At 49.5% G+C, this 23,586-nt stretch carries 21 protein-coding genes and 2 pseudogenes; 18 read left to right on the top strand and 5 right to left on the bottom strand.

The window, feature by feature from the left end; genetic code table 11:
- Positions 1-15 precede the first annotated feature (15 nt).
- Genes GS3922_RS12140 through narI form a run of 4 tightly spaced genes read left to right on the top strand, consistent with a single transcriptional unit; the run spans position 16 to position 6,445 of the window.
- Positions 16-3,699: a nitrate reductase subunit alpha gene (locus GS3922_RS12140; protein ID WP_063166573.1), complete on the top strand. Its 3,684-nt coding sequence runs from the start codon at positions 16-18 to the stop codon at positions 3,697-3,699.
- Positions 3,689-5,221 (top strand): nitrate reductase subunit beta, encoded by a 1,533-nt coding sequence (gene narH, locus GS3922_RS12135; protein ID WP_063857362.1) that lies wholly within the window; start codon positions 3,689-3,691, stop codon positions 5,219-5,221. Before GS3922_RS12140 ends, narH begins: the two co-directional genes overlap by 11 nt.
- Complete coding sequence (gene narJ / locus GS3922_RS12130; protein ID WP_063166572.1) at positions 5,196-5,756, top strand: nitrate reductase molybdenum cofactor assembly chaperone; 561 nt, start codon at positions 5,196-5,198, stop codon at positions 5,754-5,756. Before narH ends, narJ begins: the two co-directional genes overlap by 26 nt.
- Positions 5,753-6,445, top strand: a complete 693-nt coding sequence (gene narI / locus GS3922_RS12125) for a respiratory nitrate reductase subunit gamma (protein ID WP_063166571.1) — start codon at positions 5,753-5,755, stop codon at positions 6,443-6,445. The genes narJ and narI overlap by 4 nt, the downstream gene beginning before the upstream one ends.
- Positions 6,446-6,508: 63 nt before the next feature.
- Here narI and GS3922_RS12120 read toward each other — a convergent pair whose 3' ends face one another.
- Positions 6,509-7,219 (bottom strand): Crp/Fnr family transcriptional regulator, encoded by a 711-nt coding sequence (locus tag GS3922_RS12120; protein ID WP_063166570.1) that lies wholly within the window; start codon positions 7,217-7,219, stop codon positions 6,509-6,511.
- A gap of 224 nt (positions 7,220-7,443) precedes the next feature.
- Between GS3922_RS12120 and modB the strand changes: the two genes are divergently transcribed.
- Positions 7,444-8,106, top strand: coding sequence for a molybdate ABC transporter permease subunit (gene modB, locus GS3922_RS12115; RefSeq protein ID WP_063166569.1), 663 nt, complete (start codon positions 7,444-7,446; stop codon positions 8,104-8,106).
- A gap of 54 nt (positions 8,107-8,160) precedes the next feature.
- Positions 8,161-9,186, top strand: coding sequence for a GTP 3',8-cyclase MoaA (gene moaA, locus GS3922_RS12110; protein WP_063166568.1), 1,026 nt, complete (start codon positions 8,161-8,163; stop codon positions 9,184-9,186).
- Between the two features lie 99 nt (positions 9,187-9,285).
- Here moaA and ric read toward each other — a convergent pair whose 3' ends face one another.
- The gene (gene ric, locus GS3922_RS12105; protein WP_063166567.1) at positions 9,286-9,993 is read right to left on the bottom strand and encodes an iron-sulfur cluster repair di-iron protein; all 708 of its coding nucleotides are present in this window, start codon (positions 9,991-9,993) and stop codon (positions 9,286-9,288) included.
- 287 nt (positions 9,994-10,280) lie between these two features.
- On the opposite strand from ric, the gene GS3922_RS12100 reads away from it, so the two are divergent.
- The 7 genes and pseudogenes from GS3922_RS12100 to GS3922_RS12070 all read left to right on the top strand — a co-directional run.
- Positions 10,281-11,237, top strand: a complete 957-nt coding sequence (locus GS3922_RS12100; RefSeq protein WP_063166566.1) for a methyl-accepting chemotaxis protein — start codon at positions 10,281-10,283, stop codon at positions 11,235-11,237.
- A 50-nt stretch (positions 11,238-11,287) separates the two neighbouring features.
- A complete protein-coding gene (locus GS3922_RS12095) occupies positions 11,288-12,547 on the top strand; it encodes a molybdopterin molybdotransferase MoeA (protein WP_063166565.1) in 1,260 nt (419 codons plus the stop codon).
- Positions 12,544-13,044: a molybdopterin-guanine dinucleotide biosynthesis protein B gene (gene mobB / locus GS3922_RS12090; protein ID WP_031405159.1), complete on the top strand. Its 501-nt coding sequence runs from the start codon at positions 12,544-12,546 to the stop codon at positions 13,042-13,044. Before GS3922_RS12095 ends, mobB begins: the two co-directional genes overlap by 4 nt.
- The gene (locus GS3922_RS12085; RefSeq protein ID WP_063166564.1) at positions 13,041-13,508 is read left to right on the top strand and encodes a molybdenum cofactor biosynthesis protein MoaE; all 468 of its coding nucleotides are present in this window, start codon (positions 13,041-13,043) and stop codon (positions 13,506-13,508) included. Before mobB ends, GS3922_RS12085 begins: the two co-directional genes overlap by 4 nt.
- The gene (gene moaD / locus GS3922_RS12080) at positions 13,505-13,735 is read left to right on the top strand and encodes a molybdopterin converting factor subunit 1 (RefSeq protein ID WP_063166563.1); all 231 of its coding nucleotides are present in this window, start codon (positions 13,505-13,507) and stop codon (positions 13,733-13,735) included. The genes GS3922_RS12085 and moaD overlap by 4 nt, the downstream gene beginning before the upstream one ends.
- Positions 13,736-13,740: 5 nt before the next feature.
- Positions 13,741-14,469, top strand: a complete 729-nt coding sequence (locus tag GS3922_RS12075; RefSeq protein ID WP_063166562.1) for a YwiC-like family protein — start codon at positions 13,741-13,743, stop codon at positions 14,467-14,469.
- 74 nt (positions 14,470-14,543) lie between these two features.
- A pseudogene (locus GS3922_RS12070) lies at positions 14,544-15,312 on the top strand (ExeA family protein); the annotation flags it as partial.
- 705 nt (positions 15,313-16,017) lie between these two features.
- On the opposite strand, the gene GS3922_RS12060 reads toward GS3922_RS12070, so the two are convergent.
- A complete protein-coding gene (locus tag GS3922_RS12060) occupies positions 16,018-17,466 on the bottom strand; it encodes an IS66-like element ISBst12 family transposase (protein WP_062898466.1) in 1,449 nt (482 codons plus the stop codon).
- Between the two features lie 91 nt (positions 17,467-17,557).
- On the opposite strand from GS3922_RS12060, the pseudogene GS3922_RS12055 reads away from it, so the two are divergent.
- Positions 17,558-17,881, top strand: a pseudogene (locus tag GS3922_RS12055) (zinc ribbon domain-containing protein); the annotation flags it as partial.
- Positions 17,882-17,990: 109 nt separating this feature from the next.
- A complete protein-coding gene (locus GS3922_RS17345) occupies positions 17,991-19,229 on the top strand; it encodes a TlpA disulfide reductase family protein (RefSeq protein ID WP_417935449.1) in 1,239 nt (412 codons plus the stop codon).
- A gap of 79 nt (positions 19,230-19,308) precedes the next feature.
- Here GS3922_RS17345 and GS3922_RS12045 read toward each other — a convergent pair whose 3' ends face one another.
- Positions 19,309-20,016, bottom strand: a complete 708-nt coding sequence (locus GS3922_RS12045) for a cytochrome c biogenesis protein CcdA (protein ID WP_047817982.1) — start codon at positions 20,014-20,016, stop codon at positions 19,309-19,311.
- A 187-nt stretch (positions 20,017-20,203) separates the two neighbouring features.
- Here GS3922_RS12045 and GS3922_RS12040 point away from each other — a divergent pair, with 187 nt between their 5' ends.
- The 3 genes from GS3922_RS12040 to copZ are packed head-to-tail and all read left to right on the top strand — an operon-like array spanning position 20,204 to position 23,154.
- Positions 20,204-20,515, top strand: coding sequence for a metal-sensing transcriptional repressor (locus tag GS3922_RS12040; protein WP_043968499.1), 312 nt, complete (start codon positions 20,204-20,206; stop codon positions 20,513-20,515).
- A 17-nt stretch (positions 20,516-20,532) separates the two neighbouring features.
- Complete coding sequence (locus GS3922_RS12035) at positions 20,533-22,929, top strand: heavy metal translocating P-type ATPase (protein ID WP_063166559.1); 2,397 nt, start codon at positions 20,533-20,535, stop codon at positions 22,927-22,929.
- A gap of 21 nt (positions 22,930-22,950) precedes the next feature.
- Positions 22,951-23,154: a copper chaperone CopZ gene (gene copZ, locus GS3922_RS12030; RefSeq protein WP_015863916.1), complete on the top strand. Its 204-nt coding sequence runs from the start codon at positions 22,951-22,953 to the stop codon at positions 23,152-23,154.
- A gap of 57 nt (positions 23,155-23,211) precedes the next feature.
- On the opposite strand, the gene GS3922_RS17340 is transcribed toward copZ, so the two are convergent.
- Positions 23,212-23,559, bottom strand: a complete 348-nt coding sequence (locus tag GS3922_RS17340; RefSeq protein ID WP_082816570.1) for a four-helix bundle copper-binding protein — start codon at positions 23,557-23,559, stop codon at positions 23,212-23,214.
- Positions 23,560-23,586 lie beyond the last annotated feature (27 nt).

Below are 23,586 nucleotides of genomic sequence, written 5' to 3'. Positions count from 1 at the left end.
GAGAGATAAACCAAAATGAACGAAAAACCTGCCCCGCTTTTGCGCAAACTGAAGTATTTCGGTCGGTCGGGAAAAATCGCCGGCCACGCCGAGTTGTCGCCATACGGGCGGGACGTAGAGAAAACATACCGCCGCCGCTGGCAACATGATAAAGTGGTTCGTACAACCCATGGGGTCAATTGCACAGGTTCGTGCAGCTGGAAAGTGCATGTGAAAGACGGCATAATCGCATGGGAGACGCAGCAAACCGACTACCCGACAACAGGCCCCGATATGCCGGAGTATGAGCCGCGCGGCTGTCCGAGGGGAGCGAGTTTTTCCTGGTATACATACAGCCCGCTTCGCGTCCGCTATCCGTATGTGCGCGGGGTGCTGTTGCGGCTTTGGAAAGAAGCGCTGCAACAAGAAGGTGATCCCGTAGCCGCGTGGAAGTCGATTGTCGAAGATCCGGGAAAAGCGAAACGGTATAAACGCGCCCGTGGAAAAGGCGGGTTCGTGCGGGCGAAATGGGATGACGTTTATACGATGATCGCCGCGTCACTGATGTATACGATTCAAACGTACGGGCCGGATCGCATTTTTGGGTTTTCACCAATTCCGGCGATGTCGATGGTCAGCTATGCGGCCGGGGCGCGGTTTTTGAATTTGATCGGCGGCGCCTTGCTCAGCTTTTATGACTGGTATGCCGATTTGCCGCCGGCTTCTCCGCAAATATGGGGGGAACAGACAGACGTCCCGGAAAGTTCAGACTGGTTTAACTCAAGCTACATGATTGTCTGGGGATCGAACTTGCCGCAAACGCGCACCCCGGATGCCCATTTTTACGTTGAGGTGCGCTACCGGGGGACAAAAGTCGTCGCTATTAGCCCTGACTATGCTGAATTTGTGAAGTTTGCCGACAACTGGCTGCCGGTGCAGCCGGGAATGGACGGAGCGTTGGCAATGGCGATGACCCACGTCATTTTAAAAGAGTTTTATGTCGATCAATCCGCTGATTATTTTTCTGATTATGTTAAAACATACACCGATTTGCCCTTTTTAGTCATGCTGAACAAACAGGGGGATCGTTATACCGCCGGCCGCTTTTTGCGGGCGAGCGACCTTGGCATGCCGCTTCAGTATGCGGAATGGAAAACGATTGTTTGGGATGAGCAATCAAAGACGTTTGCCGTGCCGAACGGGACGATTGGCCATCGTTGGGAGAACAGCGGGAATTGGAATTTGCAGCTGAACGATATGGACAATAAACGAATCGGAATCCGCCCGGCTTTGACGTTCCTTGGCCAGCAAGATGATGTCGTCGTCGTGCAGTTTCCGCACTTTGAGGCAGGAAATAAGACGGTGTTCGAACGCGGAGTGCCGGTCAAGGCCATTAAGCAAAACGGGGAGACGGTGTATGTCACGACAGTATTTGACTTGTTGCTTGCCAAAATGGGCGTCAACCGCGGGCTGCCTGGTGATTATCCGGCCGATTACGATGACATGAAGCCATACACGCCGGCATGGCAGGAGGCGATCACTGGCATTGATCGAAAGACGGCGGCGCAAATTGCCCGCGAGTTTGCCCAAAATGCCCTCGATTCCAAAGGACGCTCCATGATCGTCATGGGATCGGGCATTAACCATTGGTATCATTCCGATACCATCTACCGGGCAATTTTAAACCTTGTCTTGTTGACCGGATCACAAGGAGTTAACGGCGGCGGCTGGGCGCATTATGTCGGTCAAGAAAAAGTGCGCCCGCTTGAGGGCTGGCAGACGATCGCCATGGCCCGTGACTGGGGAGGACCGCCGCGGCTGCAAAACGGGACGTCGTTTTTCTACTTTGTCACCGAACAGTGGAAATATGAAGATCAAAGCATGGATGAACACGTCTCCCCGCTCGTTGACAAGCCGCGCTACCAACATGGCGGCGATTACAATTATTTGGCCGCCCGGCTAGGCTGGCTTCCGTTTTATCCGCAGTTTAACGCCAACAGCATTGCGCTAGTGGAACAGGCGAACGCAAAGACGAACGAGGAAGCGGTTCAATATGTCGTTCAGCAAATCAAAAAAGGAAACATTAAATTTGCCATTGAAAACCCGTCCGATCCGATTAATTTTCCGCGCGTGATGTTTGTCTGGCGCGCAAATCTCATCGGCAGTTCGGCAAAAGGGCATGAATACTTTTTAAAACATTTGCTCGGCACCCATCATGCGAATTTCAGCGAACAAAATGATGACTTGAAAACGAGTGAGATCGTTTGGGATGAGAACGCGCCGGAAGGCAAACTGGATTTAATGGTCAATATCGATTTCCGCATGGCCGGAACCGGACTGTATTCGGACATCGTTCTCCCGGCCGCGACATGGTATGAGAAGTATGATGTCAGCAGCACGGACATGCACCCGTTTGTCCATCCGTTCAATCCCGCCATTGCCCCACCGTGGGAAGCAAAATCGGATTGGGACTTTTTTAAAGGATTAGCCAAAACATTTTCTGAGCTGGCTGTCCGCTATTTTTCTAAGCCGGTGTCAGATGTTGTCGCTACCCCGCTGTTGCATGATACGCGCGATGAGATCGCACAGCCGTTTGGGGTCGTAAACGATTGGAAAGAAGGAGCGGCAGAGCCGGTTCCGGGGGTGAATTTCCCGCGCTTGCATATTGTAGAGCGGGATTATAAGGAAGTATACAACAAGTTTGTGGCGCTTGGTCCGATGGTTCGTGAACAAATCGGGGCGAAAGGGCTCAGCTGGGACGCCAGGGAAGAATACAAATGGCTACTTGATACGCTCGGCTCTTCGGCGTTGGAAGGTCCGTATAAAGATTGTCCGAGTTTGTTGACAGACCGGGATGCTGCCGAAGCTATTTTGGCGCTTTCAAGTACAACGAACGGTTCCTTAGCGCTCAAGGCATGGGGAGAAATGGAGAAAAAGACGATGCAGCCGTTAAAAGATTTAGTCATTGAGCGGGCTGAGGAACATATTACCTTTCAGGCGATCACTGCCCAACCGCGGCAAGTGTTGACCACTCCTGTCTTTAGCGGAAGCGAAACCGGAAACCGTCGCTACTCTCCGTTTACGACGAACGTCGAACGGTTGATTCCTTGGCGGACGTTGACAGGAAGGCAGCATTTTTACTTGGATCATGAGCTTATGTTTGAGTTTGGAGAAGAATTGCCGACGTTTAAAGCGCCGCTCAGAAAGCTTGCTTTTTACGGCCATGACCGGCGTCCGGAAGTCAGCGGCAAAGAACTCACTCTTCGTTATTTGACGCCACACTTTAAGTGGTCATACCACAGCACATACGGAGATACCCTGCCGATGCTGACGATGTTCCGCGGCGGTCCACATGTCTGGATGAACAAAGAAGATGCCGCAGAAGCCGGCATTGCTGACAACGACTGGATCGAAATGTACAACCGCAACGGGGTGGTCGTTGCCCGGGCGGTCGTCAGCCATCGCTTGCCGCGTGGGGTCGCGTTTATGTACCATGTGCAGGAACGTCATATTAACGTGCCCGGCTCGCCAATCAGCAAACTGCGCGGCGGCACGTTCAACAGCCCAACCCGCATCCATGTCAAACCGACGCAAATGATCGGCGGTTATGCACAATTAAGCTATGGCTTCAATTATTATGGACCGACAGGAAATCAGCGGGATGAGCAAGTGATGATCCGCAAACTTGAAAAAAGGGAAGTGGATTGGCTTGAGAGTTAGAGCGCAGTTCGGGATGGTCATGAATTTGGACAAGTGCATCGGTTGCCACACATGCAGCATTACATGCAACAATACATGGACGAACCGCCCTGGGGCGGAATATATGTGGTGGAACAATGTGGAAACAAAACCGGGCATCGGTTATCCGAAAGAATGGGAAAACCAGGACGGGCATAAAGGCGGCTGGGTGCTCAAAGATGGGAAGCTCGAGCTGCGCGCCGGCGGCCGGGTGAATAAACTGTTAAACCTGTTTTACAACCCGAATATGACGGTGATCGACGATTACTATGAGCCTTGGACATACGATTATGAACAGCTGATCAATCGTCCGGAAGGGGAGCACCAGCCTGTCGCCCGGCCTAAGTCACAGCTGACCGGCGAATACATGGACATCACGTGGGGGCCGAACTGGGAAGACGACTTGGCCGGGGTATATGAAACAGGAAAACGCGATCCGAACGTAAAAGGCATTGAAGAAAAAGTGAAATTTGAGTTCGAACAAACGTTTATGATGTATTTGCCGCGCATTTGCGAACATTGTTTAAACCCGCCTTGCGTCTCTTCTTGTCCGTCAGGGGCGATTTATAAGCGGGATGAGGACGGCATTGTGCTTGTTGACCATGACGCGTGCCGGAGCTGGCGGTTTTGTGTGACCGGCTGTCCGTATAAAAAAGTATACTTTAATTGGAAAACGCATAAGGCGGAGAAATGCACGTTTTGTTTTCCGCGTATGGAAGCAGGATTGCCGACAGTTTGTTCAGAAACGTGCGTCGGCCGGCTCCGTTACATCGGCATCGTGTTTTACGATTTGGATCAAGTCGAGGCGGCCGCTTCGGTCCAAGATGAAAAAGAGCTGTACCATGCCCATTTGCGCATCTTTTTAAATCCGTATGATCCAGACGTGATTGAAGCAGCACGTGAAGCGGGGTATACGGACGATTGGATTGAAGCAGCGCAACGCTCACCGGTTTATAAACTTGCCGTCGAGCAAAAGATCGCGCTCCCGCTTCACCCGGAATACCGGACGTTGCCAATGGTTTGGTACATTCCGCCGCTCAGTCCGATCATGGGGGCGTTTGACGGCGGGTTGGACGACATTCATCCGCATGTCATTTTTCCGGCGATTGACCAAATGCGCATTCCAATTGAGTATTTGGCTAATTTGTTGGCTGCCGGTGACACGGAGGTCATCCGCACGGTGCTGAAAAAAATGGTGGCCATGCGCAGCTACATGCGGGCGGTAAACCTAGGAAAAGAGCCAGACCGGAGTATCCTCGAGAAAGTCGGCATGGATGAACATACGGTCAAGGAAATGTATAAGCTTTCGGCTGTCGCGAAATATTCCGACCGTTATGTCATTCCGTCTTCCCATCGGGAAAAGGCCGGCAACGCGTTTTACGGTCAAGGGACGGCCGGCTATGCGTTTATGGAGTCTTGTTCCGGTTGCTCTGAATATGATGCGGAACGTTTTTACTCGTTTGATTGGGGGGATGAGGGTGGAAGAGCATCAGAAACTATGTAAGCTCGCTTCCATTTTGCTGCAGTACCCGGAACGAGAATGGCTGGAAGATGAGCAGCTGTTTTATGAAATTTCCAAGCTCGCCAACCATACAGCCCGCAAACGGTTTTTACAGTTTCTTGACCACGCGAAAACAAAAGCGATCGACGAGCTGTGCGAGCTCTATGTGCGAACATTTGATTTGAGCGATCGAACGACGATGTATCTTACGTACTACTTGTTTGGCGATCAAAAAGAGCGCGGCCAAGCGCTGTTAAAACTAAAAGAAGCATTTCGTCGTGCAGGTTTGGAATTGACAGAGGATGAGCTGCCGGATTACTTGCCGCTTATGCTCGAGTTTGCCGCTGTCGCCCCAGTCAACGATGCGAAAAACGTCCTTCTCGCCCACCACAAAGCCATCAAGGGGTTGGCGGACAGGCTGCAGGAGGTTAACCACCCGTATTTCTTTGTTTTGGACGGCTGTCTTGCAGGCATGGACGCATTTCTGGAAGAAACAAATGGGGCGGATATTCCAATGAGAGCGGAGGAGGCCACATGACGTTGCTTGACCAGTTCCTTTGGGTGATCTATCCGTATATTATGTTGACATTATTTGTTGCCGGCCATATTTACCGTTACAATACTGATCAGTTTGGCTGGTCGGCGAAGTCAAGTGAGTTTCTTGAGAAACGGCGGTTGCGTTGGGGAAGCGTTCTGTTTCATTGGGGCATTCTCTTCGTGTTTCTTGGCCATGTTGCCGGCATTTTAGTTCCAAAGGCATTTTATGAATCAATCGGGATTACAGAGGAGATGTACCATTTTGGGGCGGTCTGGTTTGGCGGCGCCGCCGGGGTCGCGACTGTGATTGGGGTGGTGTTGCTTTTATGGCGGCGGTTGAGCGTTCGCCGCCTTCTCCGCCATAGCAGCAAAAGCGATCTTGTTGTATTGCTGCTATTAACGATAGTCATTTTGACAGGGTTTACAAATACGGTTGGATATACAGCGACCGGTGGGACGTTTGACTATCGGGATACGATCGGCCCTTGGTTTCGCGGTATTTTAACGTTTCGGCCGCTGCCGCAGCTCGTCAGCGATGCGCCGATTGGATTTCAAATTCATATTCTCTCTGCCTTGCTGTTATTTGGCATTTGGCCGTTCACCCGCCTCGTTCATGTATGGAGCGTCCCGCTGACATATTTAAACCGGCATTACGTCGTCTATCGCCGGATGCGGGCGAAAAAAATTTAGTGAAAGAGCAGGGCTGTCCATAAAGAGCCGCTTGGCAACTCTTTTATGACAGCCCGCTAAATTTCATTCAATGCAGCAAATATCTGGTGGGCAATCTTCGCATTGGATTTCCGTTTTTAAATAGTTCAAGTCGTGGATGGTGATTCTCCCCCTCTTCATGGAAATAACCCCATCTTGCTTTAACGCATTGAGCATCCGATTGACGCTTTCGCGTGTCGTGCCGCAAAAGTTGGCTAAGTCTTGGTTTTTTAACGTCACATCAATGAAAATACTCCCATCTTCAAGCGGGACGCCATAGCTGTTGCATAGGCGAATGAGCGTCGAATAGAGCGCCCCTTTTTTGCCGTTCATCATCAAGTCGCGAAACTTCGTCTGCGTCCGCCGGGCATGCTTGCTCATCCAGCGCATATATTCAAGGGTAAGGGTGGGATTGATCAGCAACTGCTCTTCGAGTTCGTTTTTATTCATCACCGCTGCCTCGCCCGGTTCAATCACTTTGGCGGTCAATAAATAGCGCGGGTCGTTCGTAAACAGCGTCAGCTCGCCGACAATTTCCCCGCTTCCACAAATGCGGAAACACATTTCTTTTCCGTCCGGGCAAATTTTGCTTACTTGCACTTTACCGGAAAGAATCAAATACAGCTCATTGGCCGGCATCCCTTCTTGAAACAAAAACGAATGTTTGCGAAGCGGAATCACTTTTTTCGACGATTGCAGCCACGAGCGCAAGAGGGAAAAATCGCGTTTCTCCACTGGTTGGCTTGGCCGTTGCATGATCGACACCTCCATTTGTTCGGCTGCTTCTATTGTAAAAAACATCACAGTGAGGACAGAGTGAAAAAAATCACCGTTTGTCACTTTTTTTGTGCAGGTTGTCACAAATTTTTCTAAACCGGATTTCCCCGCCCATATGATACAATCAATGTGAGCAGTGTCACAGCGTTTGCCTGCTCGTTTCCGTATAGTAGGATGGGGATATAGCAAAGAGAGGTTGATTCATGACATCGTTTTGGTCACCGGTTTGGTTATCGATCAAAGTATCGCTCCTCGCTGGCTTGATTGTCGCGGTCTTAGGGACAGCGGCGGCGAAGCGGATGGCGCGCCGCCGGTTTCGCGGCAAGACGTTGGTGGAGACGGTGTTTATGTTGCCGCTCGTGTTGCCGCCGTCGGTCGTCGGTTTTTTGCTCGTCGTCTTGTTTGGCCGACATAGTCCGATGGGCCAGTGGATCGAGGCGTCGTTTCATACGACCGTACTGTTTACGCCTGGTGCCGCGGTGATGGCCGCCGTGGTCGTGTCATTCCCGCTCATGTATCAGGCGGCCAAAACCGGGCTCGAAGCGGTCGATCCAACCATTGAAGGGGCGGCGCGCATCGATGGGGCGAATGAGCGCCAAGTCTTTTGGCATATTTCGCTGCCGCTTGCCAGACACGCACTATTATCCGGAGCGGTGCTGTCGTTTGCCCGCAGCCTCGGGGAGTTTGGCGCAACACTCATGTTTGCCGGTAATATTCCAGGAAAAACGCAAACGATCCCGACCGCCGTCTATATGGCCATGGAGTCGGGGCGGATGGAGGTAGCGTGGGCATGGGTGGCGGTCACGATCGGATTGTCATTCAGTTTATTGGTCTTTGCGACGAAACTCGGTCGTTTACGAGAATAAACAAAGCCGCCTGGCAACATCATGAGGCGAACGAAACAGAAAGGAGGGAGCGCGATGAGCGAGCGCAACCGAACGAACGTCATGGACCGCCTGTCCCGCCCGCTTCGCGACTTGCGGTTATCAGTGATCGACCAATGCAATTTTCGCTGCGTCTATTGCATGCCGGCCGAAGTGTTCGGGCCGAATTTTCGCTTTTTGGCGGAAGGCGAGCTGTTGACGGTCGAGGAAATGGCGCTTCTTTCGGAATGCTTTGTCGAGCTTGGCGTCGAAAAAATCCGCTTGACGGGCGGCGAACCGCTCTTAAGGCGCGATTTAGACGCGCTCATTGCGCGGTTGTCTGCGATTCCCAGCCTGCGCGATATCGGCTTGACGACCAACGGCGTCCATTTAGTGAAATGGGCGCAGCGGCTGAAAGAAGCCGGGCTAAAGCGCGTCAACGTCAGCTTGGATGCGTTGGATGATGACATTTTCCGCAAAATGAACGGCATCGGCGTCGGCGTCGCCCCGGTGTTAAAAGGTATCGAAGCCGCCCGGGCGGCAGGGCTCGGCGTCAAGGTGAACATGGTCGTCAAAAAAGGGTGGAACGACTCGCAAATCGTGCCGATGGCGGCCTATTTCAAAGAACAAGGCATTCCGCTCCGCCTCATTGAATTTATGGACGTCGGCACAACGAACGGCTGGGATTACTCCCATGTTGTGACGAAAAAAGAGATGTATGAACAAATCAACGCCATACATCCGCTCGAACCGGTTGAAAAAGCGTACTTCGGCGAAGTGGCGAGCCGCTATCGCTACGTCGGCACGGAGGTGGAAGTCGGCTTTATCGCCTCAGTGACGGAAACGTTTTGCCGCAGCTGCACGCGGGCGCGCATTTCTGCGGACGGGAAGCTGTATACGTGTTTGTTTGCCTCGAAGGGCGTATCGTTGAAAGACAATCTGAGAGCTGGGGCGACGAAAGAGGAACTGAAGTCGTTGATCACCGCGGTTTGGAACCAGCGGACAGATCGCTATTCAGAAGAACGGACGGAAGAAACGGCGAAACAACGGACGAAAATTGAAATGTCGTATATCGGTGGGTAACAAAGAAGCAGGGCCGCTCTTTCCAGCGAAGAGCGGCCCTGTTCTTTATCGTTCAATGCGCCTGCCTTTGCCTTAGAAATGGGGGAAGGGTTTGCTTGCTTATGCCTTCACCGCTGCCAGCACGCGCGGGAAGAGGACGTTGTTTTCTAAATGGATGTGGGTAAACAAATCTTCTTCGAGCGCCGCCAGTCGATTGTAAACGAGCCGATACGTGCCGCACGCGTCTTCCGGCGGGGTGAAGTCGTTGGTGATGTCGCGAATGTCTTTGATCAAATCGCCGGCGACCTCATGCTCATTGACCAGTTCGCGAACGGCCTGCTCGACTGCCTCCCGGTTTTCCGGCGAGGGGTTGTCGGCAAATTGGAAAATGAGCGGGAATGCTCCTGTTTCTTCTTTAATCAAGTGTTGCTCGAGCTCCGTTTTTAACTCATGAAACAGTTTATGCACGCGGGAAAGGTGCGGGTGGTGCATGCCGTGTACGCGCAATACTTTTGTGACATATGGGCTGAGCTGCGGCAGTTCCTCGTTCAAATAGCGGTGGTGCGTGTTGATGATATGATCGACCAAGTCGGTCAGCGGCGCTTCGCTCCAGTTTCCGGTCGGCTTGTTTTGCGCCTCTGCATAAAGGGTGTTCAGCTCGCGAAGGAGCGCTTCGCCATCGAGTCCGCGCTCTTCGATCGCTTCTTTTAACGGGCGCTGTCCGCCGCAGCAAAAATCGATGCGTCGCGCTTTAAACAAATCAGCCGCTTTCGGAAATTGAGTGACAATATCGCCAATCAATGATTGTTCAGTAAACCGCTGTTCCATTCATCATCCCTCCATTGATCCAATCGTTACAGCTTCAGCATACCGTGTTTTCCACAAAGGTGTTGTGACGGATCTCACATACGTAAAAAAAAGTGGACATCGATCTATGTGACAAACATCACAACAGCCCGTTTCTTCTTTATCGTACAATGAAAAAAAGCAGACTTTTGCTGATTCTTTTCGGAGGCGGTGTCTGCTTTCATGGACGAGAACGGACATGTTCAGCAGAGAACATACAGCGTGTTGACAACAGAAGCCAATCAAGAGCAGGAAAAGGGGAGACAAATATGTGGGCGTTGGTGAAGGGAAGGCAGTGGGAGGAGGAAAAAACAGAACTGGAGCGGCAACTCGCTGAGATGAAAGAAGAGCTCACGAGACAAAAGGAAGCCATTCATGAGACGGTGGCAGACCTGCTTGGGGAGCTGCAGGAAATCGTTCACCAGCACGAGGTGGTCAACGGGCAACACCATGTATTAGGCCAACTGGTTGACCGAACGAAAGAAAAGGTTGATAATGTCAGTACGCTCAGCAAGTCATCATATGCGATTTCCGACCGTCTGTGCGAACAAGGGAACGCGTTGGCGGAGACAGCGGGCCAGATGGTCGCAGCCGCAAAAGAAGGCATCCGCATGTCGGAAGAAATGGAGCAGGCGATGGGGCGGCTCGGCAGTGAGATGGAAACGACATCGGCCGCGATGCATCGGTTGCGCGGCCGCTCGCAAGAAATTGAACAAATTGTGAAAGTGATCAAAGAAATCGCTGGACAGACGAATTTGATTGCGTTAAACGCCTCGATCGAAGCCGCCCGCGCCGGGGAGCATGGCAAAGGGTTTTCCGTTGTCGCTGCTGAAGTGAGGAAATTGGCTGAGCATACGGCGGACAGCACCGAAACGATTCACCAGCTAACTGACGCTGTGCAGCACGAAATCGAGCGATCGCTCGAGCAGACGGAAGTCATTTCGTCCTTGATCGAAACGGTTGTCCAAATGAGCATCCATACAGCGCGGAAATGGTCGGCGATGATGGAGTTGATCGATCGAGTCGAAAATCGGGCCCAAGACGTGCTAAACTATATTCAGGAACAATACCGCTATGCGGATAAAGTGAGGCAAGAGCTCGAACAGTCGGCCGCTTTGTTCGGCGAGACGCGGGAGATGATTTTGCAACATATCGCCGATGCGAGCGTCGTTGATGAAAAGTTGGCGGGAGGCATAAAACAACTGCAACAATGGCAACAACGGTAAAAGAAAGATTATCGTTGCCGCCAGGCGTATGATCGAAAGGAGAGAGAGAGATGGTTGAAAGACGAACCCCGATTCCTGTAGCGGAAGCGATCGATCGGGTGATGCGTTACGCCGGAGTGGGAGAAGAGGAAACGGTGCCGCTTCGCCAGTCGTATGGCCGCTATTTGGCTGAAGATTTGCGCGCTGACCATGATGTGCCGCCGTTTGATCGCTCCCCGTATGACGGATTTGCCATTCGCGCCGCCGATTCGGAAGGAGCGGGGCTGGATCGTCCGGTCGAGTTTGAAGTGATCGAAACGATTGGCGCCGGACAAGTGGCGGAACAGCCCGTTGGTCCGTTTCAAGCGGTGCGCCTGATGACCGGAGCGCAAATTCCACAAGGGTGTGATGCGGTCGTCATGTTGGAGCTGGCCAAACAGTATGAACGGGATGGAAAAACGTATATGTCGATTAAGCGCCCGTTCCGCCCTGGCGACAACATTTCATTTCAAGGAGAAGATGCCAAAAAGGGACAACCGCTCGTCGAGAAAGGAACGCGCATCAATCCGGGAGTGGCGGCGCTGTTGGCGACGTTTGGCTACGCCGAAGTGAAGGTGGCGAAAAAGCCGCGGATCGGCTTGTTTGCAACCGGCAGCGAGCTGCTTAACGTTTCTGAACCGCTCGTTCCGGGAAAAATCCGCAACAGCAACGCCTACATGATTGAAGCACAGGCGCTCAAAAGCGGCGCTGAGCTGATCTATTTTGGCCAGCTGGCCGACGACCTCGACGCGTGCTTTCACGCCGTGCGCGAGGCGCTCGACCAAGTGGACATGCTCGTGACGACCGGCGGCGTCTCGGTCGGCGATTACGACTATTTGCCCGCCATTTACGAGCGGCTGGGGGCGAACGTTTTGTTTAACAAAATCGCCATGCGCCCGGGGAGCGTGACGACCGTCGCGGAGTGGAATGGCAAGCTGCTGTTTGGCCTCTCCGGCAATCCGTCGGCGTGCTACGTCGGCTATGAACTGTTTGTCCGCCCGGTCGTGCGGACGCGCTTGTTTTCCCCCAAGCCGTATTTGAAAAAAGTGAAGGCCACGCTCGGCGCCGATTTTCCAAAGCCGAATCCGTTCACCCGCTTCGTGCGCAGCCGAGTCGAAGCGATTGACGGCCGGCTGATCGTCAAACCGGTCGGCATGGATAAGTCGAACATCGTCACCTCGCTCGCGGCGGCCAACGCCTTGATGGTGCTGCCGGGCGGGACGAGAGGGTTCGCTAAGGATGACGAGGTGGACGTATGGCTGCTCGATGATGATGAGGGATCGAGCGAATGAACGTCTGGCAAGTTGTCGGCTATAAACATACGGGCAAGACGACGCTCGTCGAAAAATGGGTGGCGGCCGCCGTCCGGGAAGGATGGCGCGTCGGGACGGTAAAGCATCACGGCCATGGAGGCGAGCCGGCACGGCCGGAAGGCGTCGATTCCGTCCGTCATGAGCGGGCCGGGGCGGTGGCGACAGCGGTGGAAGGGGATGGGCTGTTGCAGCTGCATCTCCGCCGCCCGTTGTGGCGGTTGGATGATGTGTTGGCGCTTTATGCGCCGCTTCGACTGGATCTCGTGCTGGTCGAAGGCTATAAGCAGGCGCCCCATCCGAAAGTCGTGCTCGTGCGCTCCGAGGAAGATTGGGCGTCGCTTCAGCACCTCGCCAACATCCGCGCCGTCATCGCCTGGGAGCCGCTTTCCCGGCCGCTGCCGCACCCTGTGTTTTCGCTGGCTGATGAGGCCGCATATATCCCATGGTTGATGAATGAGGTGAGAAGAGGGACATGACGGAATCGTTGTTTGCCATCACGTCTGAACCGATTTCGGTCGAAGACGTGATGAAAAAAGTGATGCGCCCGGAAGCCGGCGCGGTCGCCGTGTTTGCCGGCACGGTGCGTGAATGGACGAACGGCAAGCGGACGCTCTTTTTGCAATATGAAGCGTACGTGTCGATGGCGGAGAAAATGCTGGCGCAAATCGGGGCGGAAATTGCGGAGAAATGGCCAGGGGCGAAAACCGCCATCACCCACCGGATCGGGCGGCTTAAGATCGGCGACATCGCCGTCGTCATCGCGGTTTCCTCGCCGCACCGCGCCGAAGCGTATGAGGCGAACCGCTATGCCATTGAGCGGATCAAGCAAATCGTGCCGATTTGGAAAAAAGAGCAATGGGAGGACGGAAGCGCCTGGGTGGGCGACCAGTTGGAAACAACGGCGTATCCGTCCGGAAAACCGGAGGTGAAAGAGGAATGATCCGTCTATTGTTTTTCGCCCATTTGGGCGAGCAAATCGGCGAGCGGGAAGTGATGTGGCCGCACGTTCCGGAAACGGTGAAAAAACTGAAAGACGAAGTGGAAGAGCGCTATGGCGTCTCGCTCGGGCGCGTCATGACCGCGGTCAATGAGGAGTATGTCCGCGACGAAGCGCCGCTTCACGCCGGCGACACGGTCGCCTTTATTCCACCGGTAAGCGGAGGATGAGACGGATGGCGAACAAAAGCAAATGGGTGATGCCAAAACAACACGGCGCCTGGGCGATGCTCATCATCCCGTTCTGGCTCGGGGCGTACGCCGGTGGGCTTTCGTGGATTCACGCGCCGCTCTTTGTCGCCTGGCTTGCGCTCTATTTGGCGACGTATCCGCTCTTGATGGCGGTGAAAACGAAGCGGAAAGAGCCGTACGTGCCCGCCGCCGCCCGCTATGGCGCCATCGCCGCGCCGGCTCTGGCCGTTTCCCTTTGGCAGCGGCCGGCTCTTGTTCTCTTTGGCTTGGCGATGATTCCGTTTTTCCTAGTAAACATCTACTACAGCAAGAAAAAGAACGAGCGCGCTTTCTGGAATGATGTTGCGGCCATCGCGGCGTTTTGCGTCGGCGGCTTGGGCGCCTTTTATGTCGGGCGCGGGGAATTGACGTTGGAGGCGTTCGAATTGGCCGCATTTTCCTTCCTTTTTTTCATTGGCAGCACGTTTTACGTCAAAACGATGATTCGCGAAAAGAAAAACGAGCGGTACAAATGGCTGTCATGGGGGTACCATGCCTTGTTGATTGCCGGTCTCATTGCCATCGGCGAGACATTTGCCGTTTTGGCCTACGCGCCGAGCGCCATTCGCGCTGTCTACTTATACGGAAAATCGCTGCCGATCATGAAACTAGGCATCTTGGAAATCGCCAACGCGGCGTACTTTTTCATTGCGATGATCGTGCTCTACTCTTGAGCGAACCCCAAACGGGAGGCATCCATGACCGTTTGGGGTTTTTCGTTTGGTTAGGCGGGATTGCTTTTTTATAGCCGTTTGCGAAAGAAACAGATCCGTCCGAGGCGTATCAAGGGGCGGCGTTTCAAGAAGCGCTGCGGGCGCTGGAGTACGTGAAACGAACCCGGGGGAATCGGGCTGTTGATTGGGGAGCCGGGGGCGGGCAAGACGTTCGCCCTTCGGGCGTGGAAGGAATCGTTGTCCCCTTCGTTGTATCATGTGGTCTACTTCCCGTTATCGACCGGAGGCGTGATGGATTTTTACCGTGGACTGGCCTTGGGATTAGGAGAGGAACCGAAGTACCGCAAGGTAGACCTCTTCCGCCAAATCCAGCAGGCGATCGAGCGATTGCATCATGAACGACGGATCACGCCGGTGTTCATTTTGGACGAGATGCATTTAGCAAAGGATGCATTTTTACAGGACATCGCCATCTTGTTCAACTTTGAGATGGATTCGACCAACCCATTTGTCTTGATGTTGGCCGGGCTGCCCCATTTACAGGGGAAGCTGCGGCTCAATCAGCACCGCCCTCTCGATCAGCGGATCATCATGCGATGCCGGATGGGGCCGCTGGAGAAGGAAGAGGTGGCGGGCTACATCGAGCATCGGATGAAACAGGCCGGGGCGAAGCATCCGATCTTCACCCCATCGGCGTTAGAGGCGATTGCCCTGCAATCACGTGGTTGGCCTCGTGTCATCAACACGTTGGCCACGACGTGCCTGTTATACGGGTATCAGCTGAAAAAGGACGCCATTGACGAAGAAGTGGTGCGCATGGCCGCAGAGGAAATGGGGTATTAGCACGAAAGGGGCCGAATCGGCCTCTTTTGTGCTTTCTCTTTTCCATCGGTCCATCAGGCGCGCTGGAAATCTTCATCTGAAAGAGCGTGCAAACGTTCCGAAAGAATGTGCAAAATCCGGAACAATCCGCAAAAATTTTGCACATTATTTCCGAATCCGCCTGAAATAATTTGAAAAAGGGATTCTGAAATAATGTGCTAATTTACATTTTTTAAAGGTACGGTCTCTGCAAAAACGTATAGTTGGGACCCATACGAGTGGGAATGACCGGAGCAATCAGGTCTTTTTATTTTTGTCTAACCGTTTTAATGAAATAAAAAAACCGATTTCCCAGTCAGGGAATCGACTTCGAAAAATCTTATTTCAACTAACCCACCTAATAGTTTAAGAATATTTTTTATGGTTCACTAATCCCCATTGCCAATAGCAAAAGAAAAGCAACGGCCAAAACCGCTCCATTTCCTATCAAGCTGATAATTAGCAGAAAGAAACGTTTAGTCATCAAACACGATAACGCCGCGAATAAAATACCAATAATTGATAAGATACCATAAATTATGATCACGAAATAAATATCAGCATTTGGACCTCTTTCGACATAGAAAATAATGATACTTATAATTACAGGCAACGTAACTATTCACCCCAGTGCTAGTGTATAAAAAAGCCCAGCACAAATAGGGCATTTCGGTCATAGAAAATGCCCTAGGTAGCGGAAAGAACTCGATCGATCGTTTCGCCTGCCAACAGAAGACATAACGAATCCCACACGTTTTTTTCGTGTTTCGTCAGTGTGGAAACGATGCTTCTTGCGATGCAAAACGACTGCGCGAATGTTTCTTCGCGAAACGTACCCGAAATGTTCTCTTTGACTTTGACCATGCGAAGATCGCGTTCGGCTTGGTTGTTATCAAAGGGAACATGTACTTCACGTAAGAAACGCAGCGCTTCTTCCTTTCGTTTTTGAAGGCGTCGAACAAAAGCGAGTGCTTTTTTCGGAAGAGGCGTCATCGTTTCTAATCGGTGTTGTGCTCTTTCTAGGATGCGATCATACACTCGTTCCCACCGTCTCGCTTCTTCTTCGGAAAGTGCACCGTGATGGGCTTCGACGGCTTGCTTGGCGGCTAACAGAAACGTGGTCATGCGCATCGCCCACGTATGCCCCTGTTCGATGAATCCTTTTAACTCACGCAAATGGTGGGCATGACAAAGGGCATGGGTGGCATGTGTGTATTTCGGATACGTACCGAACGCATCGTGCATCATCGTCCCTTCATATCGGGGAAGAATCCCGATATCATCGGTCGCTTTTTTTCCACGAGAAGCGTGAGGAGCCAAGTATGTATATCTCGATGTACACGCGACATGCACCCATGCGAGTTTCCCATTGATGCGCAAACTCGTTTCATCGACATGCAGGATGTTGGATTCAAGTAAGGCGTCTTCGATGATGTCCATATTTGATTCCAGCGCTTCGCGTCCTCGTTTCACCATATTGGCAAGGGTTCCTGTACTAATCGAGTGTTGATATAACGCTTCGATTGTATCACTTAAACGCTTGTACGGGATCAATTGGATATGATGTAAATAAACAACGAGCGCCGTGAGCCGTGGACCGTATTGCACATGATTCGTGACATGGGATGGGAATTCGGCTTGTTGCACGCATCGACAATGTGGACACGATTTCACTTCACGTTCATGTTGTGTCACCTCGATCGCCACAGGAGGGACATCAAACACTTGACGGATATCGACTTTGAACGGTTTGACTTCACGCAAAGAAGCTCCACATCCTTGACACGTATGCACACGGTGGACGACACGATGATGTGGATGTTCCACTTGACGGAGCGTCTTCCCCTCATGTCCCTCTTGCCCACCAGGCTTTTTGCCAGACGGCTCGCGGGAGGAACGCTTTTTCTCAAAACGGTCAGAAGATGGGGGCAAATGGCTATTGGAGCTGTTTTTTTTCGTGCGTGCTTCCAGCTCTTGAACACGGTACTTCAGTTGTTCATTTTCTTTGCGTAGTTGTTTGTTTTCGTGACGCAAATGTTCATTTTCTTGAATGAGTTGATGAATGAGCTGTTTTTGTTGTTGAACTTTGCCGATTAAGCTCTCAACTGTAAATACAGCTTGTTGTACCGTCAACATGCGATTCACCTCCTTGTCTATCAATATTCACATCATAGACAAGAAAAGAAGAAAATATTCAGCTCACTTTATGATGTGGCTGAATAGTTACCCTCTCGGTAACATAAAAGAAAAATTAGAATATCTTTGTGAATTTTACGGCATTGAATTCTTGAAACAGGAAGAATCATATACGTCTCAAGCCAGCTTTTTTGACGGCGATGAGATTCCTGAATATAATGCCGACAATCCAAAAGAATATAAGTTCAGCGGCAAACGTATTAAGCGCGGCTTGTATCGAACAAAGTCTGGCAAACTAATTAATGCTGATGTCAATGGCGCATTAAACATCTTAAAGAAAAGTAAAGCTGTAGACCTGAGTGTCTTATGCTCTAGCGGCGAAGTGGACACGCCTCAAAGAATAAGGATTGCTTGAAGCAGTCAAACTTCTTTGGAAGCCCCCACTTCAAATTTTCGCTAGAAAATTAAGTGGGGGTAGTTCACTTATAATAAGCCAACTACATAAAATTTTGGAGGGATGCGTATTGCAATTCGGCAATATTGTAGTTCAAGGCGAAAATCTTTTGCTCGTAAGCAGCTTACTGATTAGCTATGTTATGTTTTATTACGGCATTAAGATATTAAAAATAGAACGAAACATCATGGATTTAATTTTTAACAGTTTTATTAACGGTGTACTCATTTGGAAATTTAGTTATGTCTTTTTACATCCGAATTCAGTTTTACAAAATCCGATGACAATCCTTTATTTTAACGGGGGATATGTTGGCATTAGTATGGGGATTGTTTTTATCACGGTCTATACTTGGTTATACGTAAAAAAGCAGAATATTCCTGTGGCTTCTTACACACGAGCAGTAGTTCCGGTATATTTTGGCTATTTTAGTACTTTTGCATGGATTCGAGTAATGGAAAATTCCCAAAATTATTTCATCATTTTGCAAGCAATAGTAGCGATTTGTTTTTTTATAGTAGCATCACGAGTCAAAATTCAAAAAACTTTATTGCAACTTCTTATATGGTTCCATCTCATTCAATTCGAACTAGCCCTGTATAAAAAATATTTTGTAAATACAGGAATCATATCAAAAGAAGTATGGTTGTATGGCTCTCTCGTTATCGTTTTTATATGTATTTCATATTGGTTAGAGAGGCGAGAAAGAGAAGCGGCTCTTGGGGACGAGAACAAGGGGCGGAGAAACGCAATGACCCAACTCGCTTTAGGTGTGATGATGGTAAGTATTGCTGTAGCTTCTATTTTTAACAATCAACAGGAAGAAGGAAAGATCAAACCAAAGCCGGTCGTGTCTACTTCATTGGATTCGGGAAAAATCGGCACGAATAAAGGAGAAGTTGCCCCGGATTTTGAATTACTTTCAATTACAGGGGATAAAATAAAATTGTCTGATTTGCGTGGAAAAACGGTGATATTGAATTTTTGGGCTACTTGGTGTCCGCCTTGTAGAGCTGAAATGCCAGAAATGCAAAAGTTCTACGAAAATAATAAAAATAACAATGTAGAAATTTTAGCAGTCAACTTAACGAATAGCGAAAGAGGTCCTGATGCGGTGAACGATTTTGTGAAAAATAAGGGAGTGACATTTAAAGTTGTGCTTGATGAGCAAGGGGACATTGGAAATCTATACGGTGCAATAACGATCCCCACTTCGTATATCATCGATAAAAACGGGGTTATTAGAGATAAGTATATAGGTCCTATGTCTTATGAAACGATGGATCGCATGATCTCGAATATTCAATAAAAACTAAATAATGATCCCTCCTGAGTGGACAGTAACAAGAATTGTTGCTATTCACTCAAGGGGGGATTTCGGGAGTATATTAAAAACCTGTGAACCCACCAAACAAATCTGTAAAAAAGATAATGATCTTTGTCATCCAATCAAAAAACAGCATAATTCCCATGATAATCATAAGAACCCCTCCGACTTTGACGATGACAGCGTTATATCTTTTTATCCAATTCAACTTGCTGATAAAAAATGACATGATGAAAAAAGGTACAGCAAACCCTAATACATATGCGAACATATATAACATAGCTGCACTCGGTTTGGTAGCTGCTAACGCGATCACTGATACAAGAATTGGACCTGTGCAGGGAGTCCAGCCCGCTGCGAATCCTATGCCAATTAAAATAGAGCCAAAATAACCGGAAGGCTTGTTGCGGAAAACTAACCGTTTATCTTTCATCATAAAGGAAGGTGAAAATACACCTAAAATGACGAGACCAAAAAAGATAATGAACAAGGCACTAATTTGTCTGATTAAATCTTGGTAATCAACGAATAGTTTTCCTATTACAGAAGTACCAAAACCAATAGCGATGAAGATGACGGAAAAACCGAGCAAGAAAAAGAATGTATGGAGTATTGCGCGTTTTTGAAGCATCCCATTTTCTTTCTTTATTTCATCAACGGATACCCCAGTAATGTAAGATAAAAAAGCTGGATATAGCGGTAAACAACAAGGGGATATAAAAGACAGTAATCCCGCTCCGAAAGCTAGAAATACATTGATATCGTTCATATTGATCGATCCTCTCTCTTCAATCTTGATAACGATACTGTAAAATAAAATTGTGAATTTTTTGTGGAAAATTGGATTTTTCCTACTTAGTGTTTATTATGGATTGTTGGCGAACATGATTTGTGAGATATCCTAGTTGCGCTTTATACCCATTACCGGTATAATGTAATTGAAGAGGTGATGTTTTATGAACCATTGTGAAGATCATAATATGGATAAAAAAATGGTTCCACGAACGGAACAGGAAATCGAAAGCATTATCAAGCGCTTGAAGCGCATTGAAGGACAAGTGCGCGGTGTGCAAAAAATGGTGGAGGACAATCGTTATTGTATTGATATTTTAGTGCAAATTTCAGCGATCACGGCAGCGTTAAATAAAGTAGGATTGAACTTGCTAGAACGTCATGTTGGCCATTGTGTGTCGAAAGCGATTCGCGAAGGAAGCGGAGAAGAATCCATTCGCGAATTAATGGATGTCATTAAACAGTTCTCAAAGTGAAAGGAGTGGGAAGCATTATGAGTGAACAAAAGCATGTCACACTTAGAGTGACCGGCATGACATGTGCCGCGTGTGCCAATCGTATTGAGAAAGTATTAAATAAGATGGATGGAGTAGAAGCCAATGTCAATTTGGCAATGGAAAAAGCAACGATTAAATATGATCCATCGAAGCAAGCGATCGCCGATATCGAAACGAAAATTGAGAATTTGGGGTATGGCGTTGCGACAGAAAAAGTGACGCTTGATATTGAAGGAATGACATGTGCGGCATGTGCGACACGGATTGAAAAAGGGTTAAATCGGATGGAAGGTGTGACAAGCGCTGCTGTAAACTTGGCGACAAACAGCGCGGTGGTCGAATACAAGGAGGGTGTTGCATCTGTCGAAGACATTTTAGAGAAAATCAAAAAGCTTGGGTACAGGGGGCAAATTCGAAACGAAGAACAAGACGATGCTGGCCGGAAAGAAGAGCGGCTTAAACAAAAACAACGGCAACTCGCTATTTCTATCATCTTATCGTTGCCGCTGCTTTATACGATGCTTGCCCATATGCCGTTTGATATAGGCTTGCCGATGCCGCATCTGCTGATGAATCCGTGGTTCCAGCTTCTTTTAGCTACACCGGTTCAGTTCTACATCGGCGGTCCCTTCTATGTCGGGGCGTACCGGGCGTTACGAAACAAGAGCGCTAACATGGACGTTCTCATAGCGCTTGGAACATCGGCTGCGTACTTTTACAGCTTGTATGAAGCTTTTCGAACGATTGGGAATCCTGAATATATGCCAAGATTATATTTTGAAACGAGCGCCGTCTTGATTACGCTTGTGGTTGTCGGAAAATACTTTGAGGATCTTGCGAAAGGGAGAACAACCGAAGCGATCTCTAAGCTGTTGAGCCTTCAGGCAAAGGAAGCGACTGTTATCCGTAATGGGGAGGAAAGAAAGGTTCCGCTCGAGGAAGTGGTGATCGGCGATACGATTCTTGTCAAGCCAGGAGAAAAAATCCCGGTAGACGGTACGGTCATCGCCGGGGCATCTTCCGTAGATGAATCGATGATTACTGGTGAATCGATTCCAGTTGATAAGAAGGAAGGCGACTATGTGATCGGGGCGACGATGAATACGAATGGCGTACTGACCATTCGTGCCGAAAAAGTCGGAAAAGATACCGCGCTGGCCAATATCATTAAAATCGTTGAAGAGGCGCAAGGGTCGAAAGCCCCGATTCAGCGGATGGCGGATACCATTTCCGGCATTTTCGTACCGATTGTTGTCGGAATTGCTGTCGTTGCATTCATTATATGGTACTTCTTTGTTGCGCCGGGTGATTTGGCAAAAGCGCTTGAAGTGGCCGTCGCCGTTCTTGTCATTGCGTGTCCTTGTGCGCTCGGTCTTGCCACGCCGACATCGATTATGGTCGGTACAGGCAAAGGGGCAGAACAAGGAATTCTCTTTAAAGGAGGTGAGTACCTAGAGGGAACGCATAAAATCAATGCCGTATTACTGGATAAAACAGGAACAGTGACAAAAGGAAAACCGGAAGTGACAGATGTGTTACAATTCCAAGAAAACATGCTTGACTATGCCGTTTCAGCCGAGAGCGCTTCGGAACATCCGTTGGCTCATGCGATTGTTGAATACGGGAAGAAACAAGCAATTTCTATTAAGCCATTGGAGCATTTCTCTGCCATTACCGGCCACGGAATTGAAGCTGTCATTGACGGAAAAAGCATCCTTATTGGAACGCGAAAATTGATGAAGGAGCGCTCTGTAGAGATTTCTGTGCATGAAGATAAAATGGTAGAGCTTGAAAAACAAGGAAAAACAGTCATGCTCATTGCGATCGATGGACAGCTTGCCGGCATCATTGCTGTCGCGGATACAGTAAAAGAAAGCTCCAAAGAAGCGATTCAAACATTAAAACAAATGGGTATCGAAGTGTACATGGTAACGGGAGACAATAAACGGACAGCGGAAGCGATCGCAAACCAAGTGCACATTGATCATGTCTATGCAGAGGTGCTGCCGGAAGACAAAGCGAAAATCGTCGAGGAATTGCAAAAACAAGGGAAACGAGTCGCGATGGTCGGTGATGGAATTAATGACGCTCCAGCTCTTGCGAAAGCGGATATTGGGATGGCGATTGGCACAGGAGCGGATGTCGCGATCGAAACGGCCGATGTTACCTTGGTCGGTGGGGATTTAGCCCATATTCCGAAAGCGATTGAGTTAAGCCGCAAAACAATGAAAAACATTCGGCAAAACTTATTTTGGGCATTATTTTATAATAGCGTTGGCATTCCAGTCGCTGCAGCTGGGTTATTACAACCATGGATCGCTGGGGCAGCGATGGCATTTAGCTCTGTATCGGTTGTGACAAACGCGCTTCGTTTGAAACGCGTGAAAATATAAACATTTAAGGAGGAATAGATGATGACGATTACATTACAAGTACAAGGAATGACATGCGGACATTGCAAAGCGGCGGTGACAAATGCACTTCAAGCGTTGGATGGCGTCAGCCGCGTCGAAGTACATTTGCAAGAAGGTACAGTCGATGTGGAGTATGATGAAACAAAGGTCAGCGTAGAAAAACTGAAAGAAGCGATTGAAGAGCAAGGATATAATGTGAAGTAACATGAAAGAGAGAGGGTGTCTCAAAAGTGATCACTTTTGAGACACCCTCAAATAGTATTATGATGACATTTTACGGCATTCTTCAGCACACTGACGGCATAAATTGGCACATTCCTGACAGTGTGTATCTTGGAATTTTGCACATTCAGCGGCACAAGCATCGCAAATTGTCGCGCAAAGTTGGCAAAACTCCTTCGCATACATGCTTCCGCGAGACATCCATTGAGCCGCCATGGCACAAATATCTGCACAATCCCTTAAAATGTTGATACAATGTGTTCTAGCCTGTACGTCAGCTGCTTTTAAACATGAAGTCAGACATTCTTCACATGCTTGCACACATTTGTTACAAGCATCAATACACGTTTGAAATTGTTGAAATGATGAATCAATAACCGTTGTCATATATAATCACTCCTTTTGATTTAAATT

The sequence above is a fragment of the Geobacillus subterraneus genome, assembly GCF_001618685.1.
Classification (GTDB): domain Bacteria; phylum Bacillota; class Bacilli; order Bacillales; family Anoxybacillaceae; genus Geobacillus; species Geobacillus subterraneus.
Note: the sequence above shows the minus strand (reverse complement) of the source record. Positions and strands in the feature narration are given on the sequence as shown.

Excerpts from the sequence above, each read along its gene's own strand:
- GS3922_RS17340 (WP_082816570.1), bottom strand. The coding sequence starts at position 23,559 with ATGACAACGGTTATTGATTCATCATTTCAACAATTTCAAACGTGTATT.
- GS3922_RS12120 (WP_063166570.1), bottom strand. The coding sequence starts at position 7,219 with ATGCAACGGCCAAGCCAACCAGTGGAGAAACGCGATTTTTCCCTCTTG.
- GS3922_RS12085 (WP_063166564.1), top strand. The coding sequence starts at position 13,041 with ATGACGGAATCGTTGTTTGCCATCACGTCTGAACCGATTTCGGTCGAA.
- GS3922_RS12075 (WP_063166562.1), top strand. The coding sequence starts at position 13,741 with ATGGCGAACAAAAGCAAATGGGTGATGCCAAAACAACACGGCGCCTGG.
- GS3922_RS12095 (WP_063166565.1), top strand. The coding sequence starts at position 11,288 with ATGGTTGAAAGACGAACCCCGATTCCTGTAGCGGAAGCGATCGATCGG.
- GS3922_RS12035 (WP_063166559.1), top strand. The coding sequence starts at position 20,533 with ATGAGTGAACAAAAGCATGTCACACTTAGAGTGACCGGCATGACATGT.
- mobB (WP_031405159.1), top strand. The coding sequence starts at position 12,544 with ATGAACGTCTGGCAAGTTGTCGGCTATAAACATACGGGCAAGACGACG.
- moaD (WP_063166563.1), top strand. The coding sequence starts at position 13,505 with ATGATCCGTCTATTGTTTTTCGCCCATTTGGGCGAGCAAATCGGCGAG.
- GS3922_RS12045 (WP_047817982.1), bottom strand. The coding sequence starts at position 20,016 with ATGAACGATATCAATGTATTTCTAGCTTTCGGAGCGGGATTACTGTCT.
- ric (WP_063166567.1), bottom strand. The coding sequence starts at position 9,993 with ATGGAACAGCGGTTTACTGAACAATCATTGATTGGCGATATTGTCACT.
- modB (WP_063166569.1), top strand. The coding sequence starts at position 7,444 with ATGACATCGTTTTGGTCACCGGTTTGGTTATCGATCAAAGTATCGCTC.
- copZ (WP_015863916.1), top strand. The coding sequence starts at position 22,951 with ATGACGATTACATTACAAGTACAAGGAATGACATGCGGACATTGCAAA.
- moaA (WP_063166568.1), top strand. The coding sequence starts at position 8,161 with ATGAGCGAGCGCAACCGAACGAACGTCATGGACCGCCTGTCCCGCCCG.
- GS3922_RS12040 (WP_043968499.1), top strand. The coding sequence starts at position 20,204 with ATGAACCATTGTGAAGATCATAATATGGATAAAAAAATGGTTCCACGA.
- GS3922_RS12060 (WP_062898466.1), bottom strand. The coding sequence starts at position 17,466 with ATGTTGACGGTACAACAAGCTGTATTTACAGTTGAGAGCTTAATCGGC.
- GS3922_RS12100 (WP_063166566.1), top strand. The coding sequence starts at position 10,281 with ATGTGGGCGTTGGTGAAGGGAAGGCAGTGGGAGGAGGAAAAAACAGAA.
- GS3922_RS12140 (WP_063166573.1), top strand. The coding sequence starts at position 16 with ATGAACGAAAAACCTGCCCCGCTTTTGCGCAAACTGAAGTATTTCGGT.
- narI (WP_063166571.1), top strand. The coding sequence starts at position 5,753 with ATGACGTTGCTTGACCAGTTCCTTTGGGTGATCTATCCGTATATTATG.